The organism is Aeromonas sp. Y318-3 (genome assembly GCF_027706185.1).
Taxonomy (GTDB): Bacteria; Pseudomonadota; Gammaproteobacteria; order Enterobacterales; family Aeromonadaceae; genus Aeromonas; species Aeromonas veronii.
Map to the genome: position 1 here is coordinate 1 of NZ_JAPDCN010000016.1, position 14,305 is coordinate 14,305.

Annotated in this window: 13 protein-coding genes; 5 read left to right on the top strand and 8 right to left on the bottom strand. The window is 59.0% G+C overall.

What is annotated here, in order from left to right; all coding sequences use genetic code 11:
• Window positions 1-182, top strand: a 182-nt coding sequence (locus OKB77_RS18815; RefSeq protein ID WP_270818136.1) for a hypothetical protein, incomplete at its 5' end; no start/stop codon positions are given.
• 222 nt (window positions 183-404) lie between these two features.
• On the opposite strand, the gene OKB77_RS18820 is transcribed toward OKB77_RS18815, so the two are convergent.
• Both OKB77_RS18820 and OKB77_RS18825 read right to left on the bottom strand, forming a co-directional pair.
• On the bottom strand, window positions 405-1,451 hold the full coding sequence (locus tag OKB77_RS18820) for an NAD(P)H-dependent flavin oxidoreductase (protein ID WP_199416866.1): 1,047 nt from the start codon (window positions 1,449-1,451) through the stop codon (window positions 405-407).
• Window positions 1,452-1,568: 117 nt separating this feature from the next.
• Window positions 1,569-2,210 (bottom strand): ribonuclease T2 family protein, encoded by a 642-nt coding sequence (locus OKB77_RS18825; protein ID WP_123172425.1) that lies wholly within the window; start codon window positions 2,208-2,210, stop codon window positions 1,569-1,571.
• Between the two features lie 203 nt (window positions 2,211-2,413).
• Here OKB77_RS18825 and OKB77_RS18830 point away from each other — a divergent pair, with 203 nt between their 5' ends.
• The gene (locus tag OKB77_RS18830; RefSeq protein WP_005343397.1) at window positions 2,414-2,974 is read left to right on the top strand and encodes a gamma carbonic anhydrase family protein; all 561 of its coding nucleotides are present in this window, start codon (window positions 2,414-2,416) and stop codon (window positions 2,972-2,974) included.
• Window positions 2,975-3,054: 80 nt separating this feature from the next.
• On the opposite strand, the gene OKB77_RS18835 is transcribed toward OKB77_RS18830, so the two are convergent.
• On the bottom strand, window positions 3,055-3,963 hold the full coding sequence (locus OKB77_RS18835; protein WP_199416865.1) for an SAM hydrolase/SAM-dependent halogenase family protein: 909 nt from the start codon (window positions 3,961-3,963) through the stop codon (window positions 3,055-3,057).
• A 198-nt stretch (window positions 3,964-4,161) separates the two neighbouring features.
• On the opposite strand from OKB77_RS18835, the gene OKB77_RS18840 reads away from it, so the two are divergent.
• The 3 genes from OKB77_RS18840 (at window position 4,162) to OKB77_RS18850 (ending at window position 7,597) form a co-directional block, all read left to right on the top strand.
• Window positions 4,162-4,626 carry a hypothetical protein gene (locus OKB77_RS18840; protein ID WP_199416864.1) on the top strand — a complete coding sequence of 155 codons (465 nt, stop codon included), beginning with the start codon at window positions 4,162-4,164 and terminating at the stop codon, window positions 4,624-4,626.
• Between the two features lie 126 nt (window positions 4,627-4,752).
• Window positions 4,753-6,252 (top strand): GGDEF domain-containing protein, encoded by a 1,500-nt coding sequence (locus OKB77_RS18845; protein WP_234784151.1) that lies wholly within the window; start codon window positions 4,753-4,755, stop codon window positions 6,250-6,252.
• 97 nt (window positions 6,253-6,349) lie between these two features.
• Window positions 6,350-7,597 carry a DEAD/DEAH box helicase gene (locus OKB77_RS18850; RefSeq protein ID WP_199416863.1) on the top strand — a complete coding sequence of 416 codons (1,248 nt, stop codon included), beginning with the start codon at window positions 6,350-6,352 and terminating at the stop codon, window positions 7,595-7,597.
• Between the two features lie 84 nt (window positions 7,598-7,681).
• On the opposite strand, the gene OKB77_RS18855 is transcribed toward OKB77_RS18850, so the two are convergent.
• The 5 genes from OKB77_RS18855 to aguA form a co-directional block, all read right to left on the bottom strand.
• Window positions 7,682-8,953, bottom strand: coding sequence for a hypothetical protein (locus OKB77_RS18855; RefSeq protein WP_064341398.1), 1,272 nt, complete (start codon window positions 8,951-8,953; stop codon window positions 7,682-7,684).
• A 215-nt stretch (window positions 8,954-9,168) separates the two neighbouring features.
• Window positions 9,169-9,933 (bottom strand): CphA family subclass B2 metallo-beta-lactamase, encoded by a 765-nt coding sequence (cphA, locus tag OKB77_RS18860; RefSeq protein WP_081253301.1) that lies wholly within the window; start codon window positions 9,931-9,933, stop codon window positions 9,169-9,171.
• 395 nt (window positions 9,934-10,328) lie between these two features.
• Window positions 10,329-10,772 (bottom strand): hypothetical protein, encoded by a 444-nt coding sequence (locus OKB77_RS18865; RefSeq protein WP_164461680.1) that lies wholly within the window; start codon window positions 10,770-10,772, stop codon window positions 10,329-10,331.
• 524 nt (window positions 10,773-11,296) lie between these two features.
• Window positions 11,297-13,000, bottom strand: coding sequence for an amidase (locus OKB77_RS18870; protein ID WP_064341395.1), 1,704 nt, complete (start codon window positions 12,998-13,000; stop codon window positions 11,297-11,299).
• 125 nt (window positions 13,001-13,125) lie between these two features.
• Window positions 13,126-14,223 (bottom strand): agmatine deiminase, encoded by a 1,098-nt coding sequence (gene aguA, locus OKB77_RS18875; protein WP_199416432.1) that lies wholly within the window; start codon window positions 14,221-14,223, stop codon window positions 13,126-13,128.
• Between the last annotated feature and the right edge of the window lie 82 nt (window positions 14,224-14,305).

Genomic DNA, 14,305 nt, shown 5'->3' on the forward strand with positions numbered 1-14,305 from the left:
AAGAGCGACGCAACAGTGTGTTGCTGCGGGAGTGGAATTCTACTCAACCGCCTTCTCGAGTCAAGCCTTATTTTCAAGGGCTTTTCGAGGTTACCGACGAGGTTGTTTGCGTTGCCGCTTGCCCTGTCGATGTGGCGCATTATAGCGATCCAGCTCACATTGGCAAGGCTTTACCGCAATAAAATTGCAAAAAAGTGCAACTTCTTGGTTATTCATATCAACACACAGCCTTTATACAGACTTATCCACAACCAAGGGTGAAGTGAGAACGTTTTACACCGGATAAATGCCTTACAAGGGTACTGGCCTGGCACTCATCCACCATTGCCGCACTGTCGCGTCTAACGCGCAGCGCCCTCGACATCTTCTATATAAGAAGGCGTATGAGGCATATATAGAAGCGCTTATCCCAATCCAGCCTCTTTGACCCAGCACGCCATCAGCTCGCTGGCAGGAAGATCCCTGCAACCCGATACATCCTGCCCAGCCCAGAGCGGAGAGAAGCCACTGTCCCCCGCCTTCTCGGCGGCGACGCGCAGCGGTGCCAGTGCGCCACTGGCATAGGGGAAGTGAGGGGCAAGATCCGAGAGCGGGCCCAGCTCTTTCATAAGACGGTTGACGATCCCCCGCGCCGGACGGCCACTGAACAGATTGGTCAGTGCCGTCTGCTGGCCCTCTGGTGAATGGATGGCGGCGCGATGCAACGCCGAGGTGGTCGCTTCATGGCAGCAGAGAAAGGCGGTGCCCATCTGCACGGCTCTCGCCCCCATTGCCAACGCGTTGGCGATCCCCTTGCCATCGACGATACCGCCAGCGGCAATCACCGGCAGATCGGTCACCGCGAGAATTTGTGCCAGCAGGGTCAGGGTGCTCTGCTGCAAGGCGAGATCATCGGAGAGGAAATGACCGCGATGACCGCCCGCCTCCAATCCCTGAGCGATGATGGCATCGGCGCCGTGTTGAGCGAGCCATACAGCCTCCGCCACCGTGGTGGCGCTGGCCAAGACCTTGGCCCCCGCTGCTTTCACCCGGGCAAGCAGCTCGGGAGCGGGCAAACCGAAGTGAAAGCTGACCACCGCCGGTCTGAACTCAGCCACCATGGCGGCATGTTCCCCATTGAAAGGGGCACGACTTGGCGCCGTCGTAACGGTTGGGGGAAGTATGCCGAACTCGGCGTAGTAGGGAACCAGGCGCTGCTGCCAGCGGGCCAGTTCAACGGGATCCGGTTCCCGTTGCCGATGGCAGAAGAAGTTGATGTTAAATGGCCCAAGGCCGCTTTGGGCAAGACGCCCCAGTTCGCTGCGCAGTTCCGCTGATGTGAGCATGGCGGCAGGCAAGGAGCCCAAGCCGCCCGCACGGGTCACGGCCAGCGCCAGATAGCTGCCCTGCACACCGGCCATCGGTGCCTGAATAATGGGATAACGCATCCCCAGCTCGGCAAACAGGCTCATCCGTTCACCCCGAGCAGCATTGCCCGCTCTTGCGGGCCAAACCGGTTGTTGCCATCCATCTGTCAGACTCCTTTCTGATAACCGTGGTTACACATCAGGCCCGCAAAGAGTGGAGGCTTAACGCACGCTGCGCAGCAGGAAATCCGGCTGACCACAGGAGCGACGCTCACGCTTTTGCATCTCGGCGGAGCAGGTGACCGCATCCGTCCCCTCTTTATTGACGCAGATGTAGATCTCCCGCAGGAAGCGGCCACCATCGGCGCAAGCCACCGTGATGTTGTCGGGAGCCAGCCACTGGTTGGCGCTCGCCAGATCGGCCTTGAGCTGGAAACTGGTTTTGCGCAGAGGCTCTTCCGGGGATTGATAAGCCGCCGGGATCTTCACCTTCTGGCGCAGATCGCTTGCCAGCTGATGGAAGGCGTGCTGGCTCAAGCCGGAGCAGGTACCGTGCTTCTCCCACTCATGGCGATAGAGGAAACGGCTGGGGTAGAGGTCGGCAAACTCGCTCTCCATATCGGGATCGAGCCGTTCGCGAGTGCAGTTGCTGGGGTAACCGCGATCGTACTGGGGCCAAAGACCGTGCAGCACAAAGCCCAGCTTGCGGGAACACTGGTCCCGATCGGCCGGTTTGACGGCGCAATGCTCGGGCGACCAGGAGAGCGCCATGGCGTAATAGTCAAACTCCCCCGCCTCCCCTTTGGCCTGCACGGCCGAGGAGAGCAATAAACCACCCACCAACAGGGCAATCATCTTCTTCATCTTTATATGTCCATCTAACGCGACTCGGGATAACAGCCATGCTCCCATATTCTGGCGACCGGAAACAGCCATGCCGAAACGGCATACGACAAGGGTCAGACCAGTCAGGGGTTTCACCAGAGGGCGAGCAGGGGTAAGCTGACCGACCGGTAGGCTCCTCGTCCACCACCAGATAATCCCTCTTGGCAACCACAGGATGTAACATGATCCGCAAGAATCCCTCCGGCCATCTGCCTGTCATCGACGAATCCGCCTATATCGACAAGACCGCCATCATCTGCGGCAAGGTGATCATCAAAGAGAATGTCTTTGTCGGCCCCTATGCGGTGATCCGCGCCGACGAAGTGGATGCCAACGGCGAGATGGAACCCATCGTCATCGGCGCCAACTCCAATATTCAGGATGGCGTGGTGATCCACTCCAAATCCGGCGCCGCCGTCACCATCGGCGAGTACACCTCCATCGCCCACCGCTCCATCGTCCACGGACCGTGCGAAGTGGGAAACCGGGTCTTTATCGGCTTCAACAGCGTGCTGTTCAACTGCCATATCGGTGACGGTGCCGTGGTGCGTCACAACTCGGTGATCGATGGCTGCGATCTGCCGCCGGAGTTCTACGTCCCCTCCACCACCCGCATCAACCAGCAGAGCGATCTGACCCATATCCCGCGGGTTTCGGTAGATGCCGCCGAGTTCTCCGAGGACGTGGCCCATACCAATATCGACCTGGTCAAAGGGTACAAGGCGCTCTCCAACGAGTTCTGATCCCTTTCTTTATTACCAGAGAACAAAACGGGCGCCGAGGCGCCCGTTGCTGTTTCTATTTCTACTTATATATGTACGGGTCAGGAGCACTTCTTCAGGCTGATATGCCAGTTGGCGCCGGATTGCACCTGATGCTTGGCGGCGAAGCTGTCCATGTTCAACGCCACTGACACCTGCAGCAGACTGTTGAGGTAGACCAGCGGCTGACCTTCCGGCACGTCACCGAAACTGCTGACGTAAGGGACCTTGCCGTCATATTTCACCACATCCCCTTCGCGGATCTTGATGCAGGCGTTATCCCCCTTGTTGATCCCCGCCTTGGTCAGCAGGACATCATCGATATTGGTCCAGACGTTGCCGTACTGCACATCGAGGATCGGGATGGTGCCCTTGAGGGTGCCATCTTTCTCGGCTACCGCAGGCTGATAGGGGATCTTCACCACTTCGGCGGGCAGCAGCGGGCCGACCTGCTCGTAGCTGATGGCGCCGGAGGCGAGCCGTGCGCCGGTATAGGCGTACACATCGCGGCCATGGAAGGTGTAGGACTTCTCGGAGCCCTTGAGGCGGTTGAGCTTCTCATCGATCTGGCGTACCGCCTCGATGCCGAAGTGTTCGGCCACAAGGGTCAGGGTGCCGTTGTCCGGAGTCACGATGTATTGGCCGCTCTTGGTCTTGAGGACCACTGACTTGCGCTCGGTGCCGACACCGGGATCAACCACGCTGACAAACACGGTGCCCTTGGGCCAATACTGCAGGGTCTGGTAGAGGCGGTAGGAGGCTTCCCAAATGTTGTAAGCCGGGATCTCGTGGGTCAGGTCATAGAGCGGCAGGGTGCGATCCACCCCGAAGGCAACCCCCTTCATGGCCGACACGGCGCCATCTTTGAGGCCGAAATCGGTCTGGATCACCAGCGCTTCGTTGGCGGCGGCGATGCCGCTTGCCAGCATGAGGGCGAGCGCGATGGCGCGGGGAGCGGTACGAATATCCATATCTGAACTCCTGAATCATCTGAGGATAACGAAACGGCGACAGCCATTTAGACATCCAGACTGCCACCAATGGATTTTTTTGCAAGGGGTTTGCAACAAAGTGAGGGACGACTCGCAGAAATTGTGCTCGCCAAACGGCGATAGCGGGGGTATCAAAGGCAGAATGGGAAAACGTTTACAATACAGGAGCTCAGCACCATGACACAACCCGTACCGGAGATGATGACCCTGCTGCTGGAGATTGGTGAACAGAGCAGTCAGCTCTGGCTGAGCCAGCCAGATGCGGCCCCGTCACACTACCCGCTGGCCTTTGGCACCCACGCCATCCAGCCCGGACCGTTTCGCAATGCGCCACCCACCCCGCTCGAACTGGAGCGGGCCATCATGGTGGTGGAAGATGAGCTGATGCGCATCGCCCCGCAGATCCCGTCCGGCTTGCAGCTGACCCTGCGCAGCCAGCCGTCGCTGGCCGAAGTGCTGGGGGACAACCAGCTCGACCGGGATCTGGTGGAGCAAGCCTTTGGCCAGCTGGCCGCGATGGCGGAAGGGGATCCCCTCGCCGCCAGCTTGCTGCCCCGCGACGAGCACTTTGCCGCCGTGCTGCTGATCGTCAGGGAGTGGCTGCACCATCTGGCCAGCGAGAGCGTGCTGATCGTGGAGTAGGGATAAATAAGTGGTGAGGGCTTCAGCTTCTGGCAAGGTTTGTCGGTGGATCCTGTCGGGATTTCCTTCGCGTATACTTTGCCCGTATGGCGCCCGCGCCCCTATCGGTACTCTAACCAGACACCTATGACCTTATTTTCAGGTAACCTCCCAGCCTTGCGCTGGCCATCGGCGTGTGCTCGCCAGTTCATCGTCAAAGTGGCCGGATTAGCCCTGCTCGCCCTGACCGGGCTGGGCACTGTCTTCTACTACACCTATCTCACTATCCAGCACGACATGGATCTCATCACAGCCAGACAGAAGAACGTGTTCGAGGTCTTCTACCAGCGAGCCAAGATCCTCAAGGTGGAGAACATCACCAGCTATCTGGCACAGCACCATCTGCTCGATCAGCCACCGCCCCCGAATAGCGTCGGCAGCGACTATCTCTACGGGTATGACCTCAAAAGCAAATACCGCTTTGCCGATATTCCGCTGCGATACCCGGCCGCCAATATCCTCAACACCTTCCGCTATGCCCTCTCCTATCCGGAGGTGATCAATATCTACACCATCTGGAATGACTACCGGCTGATCGGCATGGTGGCCGACAACAATGTGCTGCCCACCAGACTGGCGCCGATCAAGGTGGATCTGATGACCCTGCCCGCCTGGTATCACTACTTCGGTTGCGCCAGCTTTGCCCCCGGCCGCCCTTTGTGCAGCGCCGATGAAGCCTTTGTCTCCGATATCGAGATCGACAGCTTCAGCATGCGCAACACCATAGTGATGTACTTCCCCTTCATTCATCAGTCGGGGCGCGGCGGTTACAAATACGGGCTGCTCGGTATCGACATCGCCGTCGATGAAGCATTTAACGATGTGCTGCGACCCTTCGACACCATCAACCCGACCCGCACCAACATATCGTTTGAAGCCGCCGAGCCCTGCCGCCCGAGGCATCTCTGCCTGAGCAAACCCTTTATGCGCACCAAGGCGGGGGATGATCTCTATCTGAAGTGGTCCTACAGCTGGTTTGATTTCGTCAAGCTGGCCCTGCAAAGTGCGGCCTTCAAGGTCTATCTCATCGTGCTGTTGATGGGCATGGTGGCCTGGAAGCAGATCTACCTGCGGCTGCGCACCCTGGCGCACACCGACCACCTGACCCGGCTGCCACGCAGAGATGTGCTCTGCCAGAGTCTGCTCCATGAGCACGACTATCTGATGATCCTCGATATCGACAACTTCAAGTCGATCAACGACACCTATGGCCATAGCGTCGGGGATCTGGCACTGGTCGCCTTTGCCCGCCACCTCAGAAGCAATATCCGCAAGGTGGACAGCGCCATCCGTTGGGGCGGCGAGGAGTTTATCGTGCTGTTCAAGGGGATGGAGGATGACGAGATGATGATCCACTCCGCTGGTCGCCTGCTGGATCGACCATTGGGGATCCCCGAGCTGCCCACCCCCATCACCTTCTCCGCCGGGGTGATCCGCATTCGCGACTACCTCACCGTCACCGAGGCGGTGCATCTGGCCGATGAGCTGCTCTACCACGTCAAACAGCACGGCAAGCACAACATCGCCTGCTACGAGGGCAAAAAGATCCGGCTGATCCGCCCGTTGCCGGACGACGCAGAGGCATAGCCGCCTTCTGCCGCTCCCCCTGCTTCTGTTACCATCGCGGCCACGATCACTCATTGCATCGTGGCCGCAGGCCGCGATAACCCCGACTGGTGCCCCTATGTCCACAGCCTCCTTTGCCGAACTGGCCCTCTCCCCCCGCTTGCAGCAGACCCTGACCGAGCTCGGCTATGCCGCACCGACCCCCATTCAGGCTCGCGCCATCCCCGTCATTCTGGCAGGGCGGGATCTGATGGCAGGCGCCCAGACCGGCACCGGCAAGACCGCCGCCTTTGTGCTGCCGCTGCTGGAGCAGTTGCTACAACAGCCACAAGCAGAGCCCCGCCCGATCCGCGCGCTGGTGCTGGTGCCGACCCGCGAGCTGGCGGTGCAGGTCGCCGAGAGCGTGGCGCGCTACGGCCAGGGCACCGGTCTCACCAGCACGCAAGTCTACGGCGGAGTGAGTATCGCGGCGCAGGTCGAGGCGCTTCAAGCCGGGGTGGATCTGCTTATCGCCACCCCGGGCCGCCTGCTCGACCATCTGCGTCAGGGGGCATTGAGCCTGGATAGCCTGCGCCATCTGGTGTTTGACGAGGCGGATCGCATGCTCGACATGGGCTTTATGGACGAGATCACCGCGCTGCTCAAACAGATCCCGGCGGATCGCCAGACACTGCTCTTCTCCGCCACCTGCGACGACAACCTGTTTGCCCTCTGCAAGGTGCTGCTACGCGACCCCGAGCTGATTGAAGTGGCACCGCGCAACACCACGGCGGCCGAGGTGGAGCAGCGGGTCTACACGGTGGATAGCGATCGCAAGCTGGCGCTGGTCGAACACATGCTCAAAGTGAAAGGGTGGGCACCGGCGCTTATCTTCAGCCGCACCCGCCAAGGGGCTGACAAACTGGCCCAGCAGCTTGGCAAGACGGGCATCAATGCGCTGGCCTTCCACGGCGATCTGTCGCAAAGCGCGCGAGAAAAAGTGCTGCTGGAGTTTCGCGCCGGCACCCTCCAGGCACTGGTCGCCACCGACGTGGCGGCTCGCGGCCTCGATATCAGCGATCTCAACTATGTGATTAACCTCGAGTTCCCGTTTGTGGCGGAGGATTACGTCCACCGTATCGGTCGCACCGGCCGCGCTGGCAACAAGGGGCTCGCCATTACCCTGTGCAGCCCGGAAGATGCACCGCTGCTGGAGAAGGTGGAATCTGTGCTCGACACCCGCTTGCCCCAGCAGTGGTTTCCGGGCTTTGAGCCGGATCTCACCCGCTTCGAGCCCGAGCCGCGCCGCAACAGCAAGGCGGCCCAGAAGCAGCGCGCCAGAAAGCAGGCGCTCGCTGGCAACAAGGGTGGCAAAGGCAAGCGTTAAGCCGCCCCTGCACCGCCAATAAAAAACGCCCGCACGGGCGTTTTTTTGTTATCTGACAGGAGCCTGCTCTTGGCGAGTAGAGCCCTAGCGGGTCGCCAGCACCAGTGGCAGGGATCGCAAGATCTGCCGCTCCGCCAGGGTCGAGAGGATAAACATCACCATATAACCGAGGCCCAGCGCCACAATAATTGCCACCACGTTGGCGGTGAATTCGGCCACCAGATAGTAGGCCGCAATCAGCGCCACTATGCCCGCCAGCCGGATCAACAAACTCCGGGTAAAGTGACCGTGAGCCTTGATATAGGCGAGCTGATAGCCGTTGAGCATCATAAAGATAAAGAAGATGGAGAAGTGGAACAGCACGGGCACCGCCCCCACGTAGTCGGCGGGGAAGAACAGCAGCACCAGCGGCTTGCCCGCCAGCAGCATCAAGCCAAAGAAGGCCAGACTGACAATGGCGGAGAGCCGGAAGATCCAGCGGCGGATCAACCTTATCTGGCGGTGATCGCCATTGCGCAGATTGACCGCCAGCTCCGGCAGCACGAAGCGGTAGATGGGGAAGACAAACAGGGTGGTCATATAGGTGAAGATGGGGCGAACCACCACCTGAAAATCCCCCAGCTCGTCGATGCTGAAGTGGCGGATGGTGAGCAGCACAGTGATGTAGATCATCAGGATGCTGGCCCCCGCCTCCAGGGAGGCGGTAAAGCTCTTCTTCACATAGCTCACCATCTCGGGGCCGAACGCTACCTTGGCCAGCGGCTTGGTGGCGATGGCCCGACGGCGCGAAACATACATATAACCGGCGATGGCGAGTGACGAGAAGGTCAGCCCGTAGAAGAGCGAAGGGAGCGCATCCATCCCCAGCCCAAAGTAGCAGGCCATAAACAGCAGACCGTTGGCCAGCGGCTCCAGCCAGGTGACCCGGTTGGAGAGCTGATACATCCGGTACATGGCCACCAGATTGGTGAAGTAGACCTTGAGCCCCAGCCCGAAAATGACCCCTACCAGTTGCAGATACTCCACCCGGATATGGAGCCCGTGCTTGATATAGGGGATCACCGCCCCCCAGGTGAGCAGCACGATGCCGATAAGGAAGTAGCGAAAGATATTGATGATGTCCCGATCGTTCTTGGTCTGGGAATAGCTCACCACCATGGAGGAGCGAAAACCTGTCATCAGGATAAAGGAGAGGGAGATCAAATCCACCACGCTGTTGAACAGCGCCAGCTCCCCCTTGGCGACCCACTGCGCCAGCCACACCTTGAAGGCGAAGCCGATAACGATGCTGACCAGCGAGGCCCACATCCCGGTGATAAAGGCCTGCTTGAGGCGCGCGAGAGAGGCGTATTGCATAACGAAAATTGACGGCTTTCAGGGAAAAGAGAGAGGGCCATCTTATGAAAGCCCACCCGCATTGAACAGCCTTAATCCATCGCACTCACAGCCACCAAAAAGGCCGCCAATGCAAAAGGCCCGCTTATTTCCTGAAAGCGGGCGTTTTGTGGTGTGCCGTTATGGCTGCTGATTGCAGCGATGGCACGGCTTGCAGGCTCTCTGCCACGCAGCAGCTATGACTGCGGCGCCGCCTTGATCAACTCTTCATAGTGATCAATCAGCTCGGGGCCGTGCAGCGGCGAGTCGTGACCGCCGATCACCGTCTTGATTGGCAGCTTCATCGCCTTGAGCCGCTCGATGGTCTGCGGATAGGCCTTCACATTGGCAAAGCTCAGGTTGCCCAGCTTCTCCTTGAGGATGCAGTTGCCATAGAGCACCTGCTCGTCGGGGAAGTAGACAAAGATGCCGTCTGGCGTGTGGGCCGGGCCCGCGTAGAAGGCGCGCACCTTGCCCTCTTGCAGCGTGAAGTCGCCATCGTGCACCACGTTGGGCAGCACCAGCGGCAGATCCGGGTACTCCGGCAGCCCCTTGCGGGTAAAGGCGACAATCTCGGCCCAGTCGCTCTTCATCAGATCCCGGGTCTGGCGGGTCGAGACCACCTTGGCGCCAATGGACTTCCAGTAGGCGTTACCACCCGCCCGATCGGTGTGGTAGTTGGTGTTGATCACCTCCAGCACCGGCTTGCTGCTGACCCGTTTGATCAGCTTGTGCAGCTCGCGGGCGGTATCCGGCGTCCAGGTCGCCCCCACCACCGTCACCCCCTTGGCCCCGAAATAGACCATGGAGTTCTCTTTGACGTAGTAGTTGTCCTCCACCACATAGACAGGGCCACTCACCTGCTTGAGCTCGATCCCCGCCGCCCGCACGCTGCCGCCCCAGAAACTCGCCATCAGCACCACGGCCCCGGCCAAGCCGCACTTCATCCAACCTTTCATCATCTTGCTCCCTCGAACCAACCGCCCCCTCGCCACCCCTGTGGCAAGCCGGGCCTTTTAAGCAGTGAGCAGAAGATACGGGGGATTTGTGAGGGGAAAATGAGGTTGTGTGAAGTCTGAGTGAAGTCAGGTGGAATTCAGAAAAAATCAGGGGGAATCGGCGACGAGCCACGGCAAAAATGGTAGTTGGCAGTGCGAAAAATGGAGAGAGGTAAGGCTCAAAACACGCAATCACCGCCTTGATGTAGGGACGATTAGCGCAGCGTAATCGTCCCGGTTACCTCCGAAGACCTGCAGGAAACTCCAGATATCAGCGGCCTCTCGGCCACTTCCCTTTCACAAGGGTTTCAATATATATTATGACTCGAATATAACACTTAAATAGATATTTATTACCATCAATGGAGTAATGCACAATTGGCATTCTTATAGGCTAATTCACCCGCACTCTCAGGAATGACTTTTTCATTTTTAGAAAACTCACTCCCAACCCTTTCAGATTCAATTCCTGTTGTCCACTCGAGAATCCGACCAACAAGCACATCCCTTGGGAATTTATTTTCACTTACATAAATATGCCAATAAAGTGGCACTTTAAGTTTTTTGTTAACTCTATAAGATTGCGTACCAACCTCAATTGAATCTATGTATTTATTCATGTTTTTATAAAACAAGTTGAATAGGTCAATATATTCAACATCCCCTTGCTTACCCGCAAGCTCCATATATGAAATGCATCTTGCAGCTTGATAAGCAAGCGCACCATGGTACATATTATCTTTCGCATAAACTATGCTAGATGCAAACGAAAACAAAAATAAAGACAATAACAACCTATGCATTTCACACCTATCCCTTTATCGAACTAGGCTTGCTATTTTACAAGAAAAATAAAATCCATACAACTTAAAAACAAGACATATAGTGGCATGGAAATAATTTAACGACCAAAAGATAATAGCATTCGTAAAAAAAATAAAATTTCATTTATTATAATTTAAAAGGTTTGAGATATAGTAAATATATAGTCCGCTGAGTGGTGTGCTCATCAGCACCTTGCGCTTGCGGATGATGAACTGCAAGACCGAGGCAACACACTGGAGCTTGTTGTGCTCACTGACTCGTCCGGCACAACTAAAATTGTGAAAACATGGCTCCCAATGGCGCCACCTCGACGATGTTAAGCCCGTGGGTGAGATGCAATGTGTTCAAAGATAGGCAAACTCCGCATGCGACAAATAGCGAGATGGGCGCGGACCAGAATATCCGGGGGGGATGGCCGAAGTCATAAAACTGGACGAAAAAAGAGGGAGGCATGATGCCTCCCTCTTTATCACTATTCCTAGCGGACAGGACACTAACTCTATCAGGCCAACGGCGGCGTGCGTGGCGGCACCATACGCTTGCTGCCGGTAGACTCGAAGGCCGAGGCAAAGCGCAGCAGGTTGTTGTCGTCATAGGCGCGACCGGCGAAGGTCAGGCCCACCGGCATACCGATATCGGCCATGATGCCCATGGGGACGGTGACAGTCGGCACGCCGAGGTGGCGAATGGCGAGGTTGCCGTTGGCAACCCAGATGCCGTTGCTCCAGGCGATATCGGCAGAGGCCGGATTCACATCCGCATCAGCCGGGGCGACGTCGGCGACGGTGGGGAACAGCACGGCGTCGAGCTTGAGCCCGTCCATCCAGTCCTCCAGGTCCAGCTTGCGGGTCTTCTCCAGACCGCGCAGGCCATCCGGCACTGTGACGATCTCGTCCCAGGATTTCAGGCCACGCTTGGCCATATTGACGTACTCGTCCATGCCCGCCGCCAGATCGCCCTCGCGGTTCGGCAATGTGCCCGGATCGTGGGGGAAGATCTTCGGCCCATCGACATCGGCCAGCTTGTTCAACTTGGGATCGCCGTTGGCGCGCAGGAAGTCGTCAAACGCCCAGCCGGAGAGCTCCCACAGCTCGTCGTTGAGAAACTCCGGGCTCACGATGCCGCGATTGAACACGGTCGGCGCGCCGGGTCGGTCCCCTTCGCAGTTGGAGACCAGCGGGAAGTCCACTTCGATGACTTCGGCGCCAGCGGCTTCCAGCGCCTGACGAGCCTGCTCCCACAGCGAGATCACGGTCTCGCGGGTATGGATGCGCTGACCGGTCGGGCCGCCGATACCGGGGTTTTCGCTGGTGCCAGCCAGTTCATCCTTGTTGATAAACATGCGCGGCACGCCGAGGCGCTTGCCCTTGAGGGCATCGGGCTTGGCAGCCAGCTCCAGATAGGAAGCCGGACGCACTTCGGAGGCCTTGGGCAGCTGCACCCAGGGCTGCAGGCGCCACAGATCGCCACGGGTGTCGGTATCGTCGGCGACCACTACGTCGAGCACTTCCAGCAGATCGGCCATGGTGCGGGCATAAGGCACCACCACATCCATGGTCGGAGTCAGCGGCCAGTTGCCGCGCACCGAAATCACGCCACGGGACGGGGTGTAGGCGCACAGACCGTTGTTGGAAGCAGGGCCACGGCCGCTCGACCAGGTCTCTTCCGCCAGACCAAAGGCGGAGAAGCTGGCGGCGGTGGCGGTACCGGCGCCGTTGGAGGAGCCGGAGGCAAACGGCGCAGTCAGATAGTCGGCGTTGTAGGGGCTCTCGGCACGGCCATAGACGCCGCGCTGCATGCCGCCATTGGCCATCGGCGGCATATTGGTTTTGCCAAGGCAGATGGCACCGGCGGCGCGCAGGCGTTCCACGGTAAAGGCATCGCGCTGGGCCACCAAATCCTTGAAGGCCGGGCTGCCGGAGGCAGCGGTCAGCCCCTTGACCAGATAGCTGTCTTTGGCGGTATAGGGGATGCCGTCGAGCGGGCCCAGAGTCTCGCCACGGGCACGGCGGGCATCAGAAGCCTCGGCTTCTTTCAGCGCATCGGGATTGGCGACCACCACGGCATTGAGTTTGGTGGCAGTCTCGGGGCCATTGTAGGCCTCGATCCGGGCCAGATAGGCCTTGACCAGTTCGACCGCTGTGGTGCGGCCTGATTCGAGCGCGGCACGCAGCTCGGCAATGGAAACCTCGGTCACTTCGATCATTTTGATCTCCTGTAAAAGGGTGACTGTTTGTCATGATGATCGCCGCATCAGCGCCTGCGACCATCACACCATCAAGAGATAAAACCCCACGGCGTGGGGTTTTGAATACCAGCAGGAACCGGTTCTTATTTGCCGGAAGGGATCTGCTGAGTAATGCAGTGAATATTGCCACCGCCCAGCAGGATCTCGCGGGCCGGTACGCCGATCACTGTGTGCTCCGGGAAGATCTCTTCCAGAATGCGCTGGGCTTCGCCATCGGTGGCGGCATCCAGCAGCGGATAGACGATGCGATCGTTGGTGATGAGGAAGTTCACGTAGGAACCGGCCAGACGGCCTTCTGCCTCGCGCGGCACACCGCTGCCGCTCTCGACACCGGCAGACTCCTCTTCAGTGCAGAACAGCGGGCCCGGCTGGGGCAGCTTCCACACTTTCAGCTTGCGACCCTTGGCATCGACCGCCGCTTCCAGCACCTTGAGGGCGGCCACGGAGCGGGCGTACTGGGGATCGTTCTGGTCGTCAGTCCAGTGCAGGGCCACTTCACCCGGACGCACGAAGCAGCACATGTTGTCGATGTGGCCGTCGGTTTCATCCATGTAGACGCCTTCGTCCAGCCAGATAAAGCTGGTGACGCCCAGATAGTCGCGCAGGTGCGCTTCGATCTGCTCTTTGGTCAGGTGCGGGTTGCGGTTTTCGTTGAGCAGGCACTCGGCGGTGGTCAGGCAGGTGCCTTCACCATCGACGTGGATGGAGCCCCCTTCCAGAATCAGCGGCGCATCGTAACGAGCCATGCCGTGCTGGGCCAGCATCTGGGCAGCGACCTCTTCATCCTGATTCCACGGGTAGTAGAGACCGCCCTTGTGACCGCCCCAGGCGTTGAAGCCCCAATCCACCCCACGGCACTCGCCGGCCGCGTTGGTCACAATGGTCGGGCCGGTATCGCGGGCCCAGCAGTCATCGCTGTTCATTTCGACCAGAGTGACGTGGGCGGGCATGATGGCGCGGGCCTGCTCCATAAACCGGGCTGGCACCCCCATAAAGACCGGGGTGGCACCGCCGATGGCATCGGCCACCTTGGCGAAGGTCTCTTGCGCGAAACGACCGGCTACGCGCCAGTTGTCCGGGCGAAACGGCCAGATCATCCAGACGGCCTGCTGGTGCGCCCACTCGGCGGGCATGGTGAAGCCGTCGGCGGCCGGCGTGGAGTTAATGGTCTTGATGCTCATCGCAAGGCTCCTTGCATGGATTAAGGCCCCCGTTTACGCCCGATGCGGCGCGGGAACCTTGGAAAAATAACAGTGGGTCGCA

Excerpts from the sequence above, each read along its gene's own strand:
- OKB77_RS18870 (WP_064341395.1), bottom strand. The coding sequence starts at position 13,000 with ATGATCGAAGTGACCGAGGTTTCCATTGCCGAGCTGCGTGCCGCGCTC.
- OKB77_RS18855 (WP_064341398.1), bottom strand. The coding sequence starts at position 8,953 with ATGCAATACGCCTCTCTCGCGCGCCTCAAGCAGGCCTTTATCACCGGG.
- OKB77_RS18840 (WP_199416864.1), top strand. The coding sequence starts at position 4,162 with ATGACACAACCCGTACCGGAGATGATGACCCTGCTGCTGGAGATTGGT.
- OKB77_RS18845 (WP_234784151.1), top strand. The coding sequence starts at position 4,753 with ATGACCTTATTTTCAGGTAACCTCCCAGCCTTGCGCTGGCCATCGGCG.
- cphA (WP_081253301.1), bottom strand. The coding sequence starts at position 9,933 with ATGATGAAAGGTTGGATGAAGTGCGGCTTGGCCGGGGCCGTGGTGCTG.
- aguA (WP_199416432.1), bottom strand. The coding sequence starts at position 14,223 with ATGAGCATCAAGACCATTAACTCCACGCCGGCCGCCGACGGCTTCACC.
- OKB77_RS18825 (WP_123172425.1), bottom strand. The coding sequence starts at position 2,210 with ATGAAGAAGATGATTGCCCTGTTGGTGGGTGGTTTATTGCTCTCCTCG.
- OKB77_RS18820 (WP_199416866.1), bottom strand. The coding sequence starts at position 1,451 with ATGAGCCTGTTTGCCGAGCTGGGGATGCGTTATCCCATTATTCAGGCA.
- OKB77_RS18865 (WP_164461680.1), bottom strand. The coding sequence starts at position 10,772 with ATGCATAGGTTGTTATTGTCTTTATTTTTGTTTTCGTTTGCATCTAGC.
- OKB77_RS18850 (WP_199416863.1), top strand. The coding sequence starts at position 6,350 with ATGTCCACAGCCTCCTTTGCCGAACTGGCCCTCTCCCCCCGCTTGCAG.
- OKB77_RS18830 (WP_005343397.1), top strand. The coding sequence starts at position 2,414 with ATGATCCGCAAGAATCCCTCCGGCCATCTGCCTGTCATCGACGAATCC.
- OKB77_RS18835 (WP_199416865.1), bottom strand. The coding sequence starts at position 3,963 with ATGGATATTCGTACCGCTCCCCGCGCCATCGCGCTCGCCCTCATGCTG.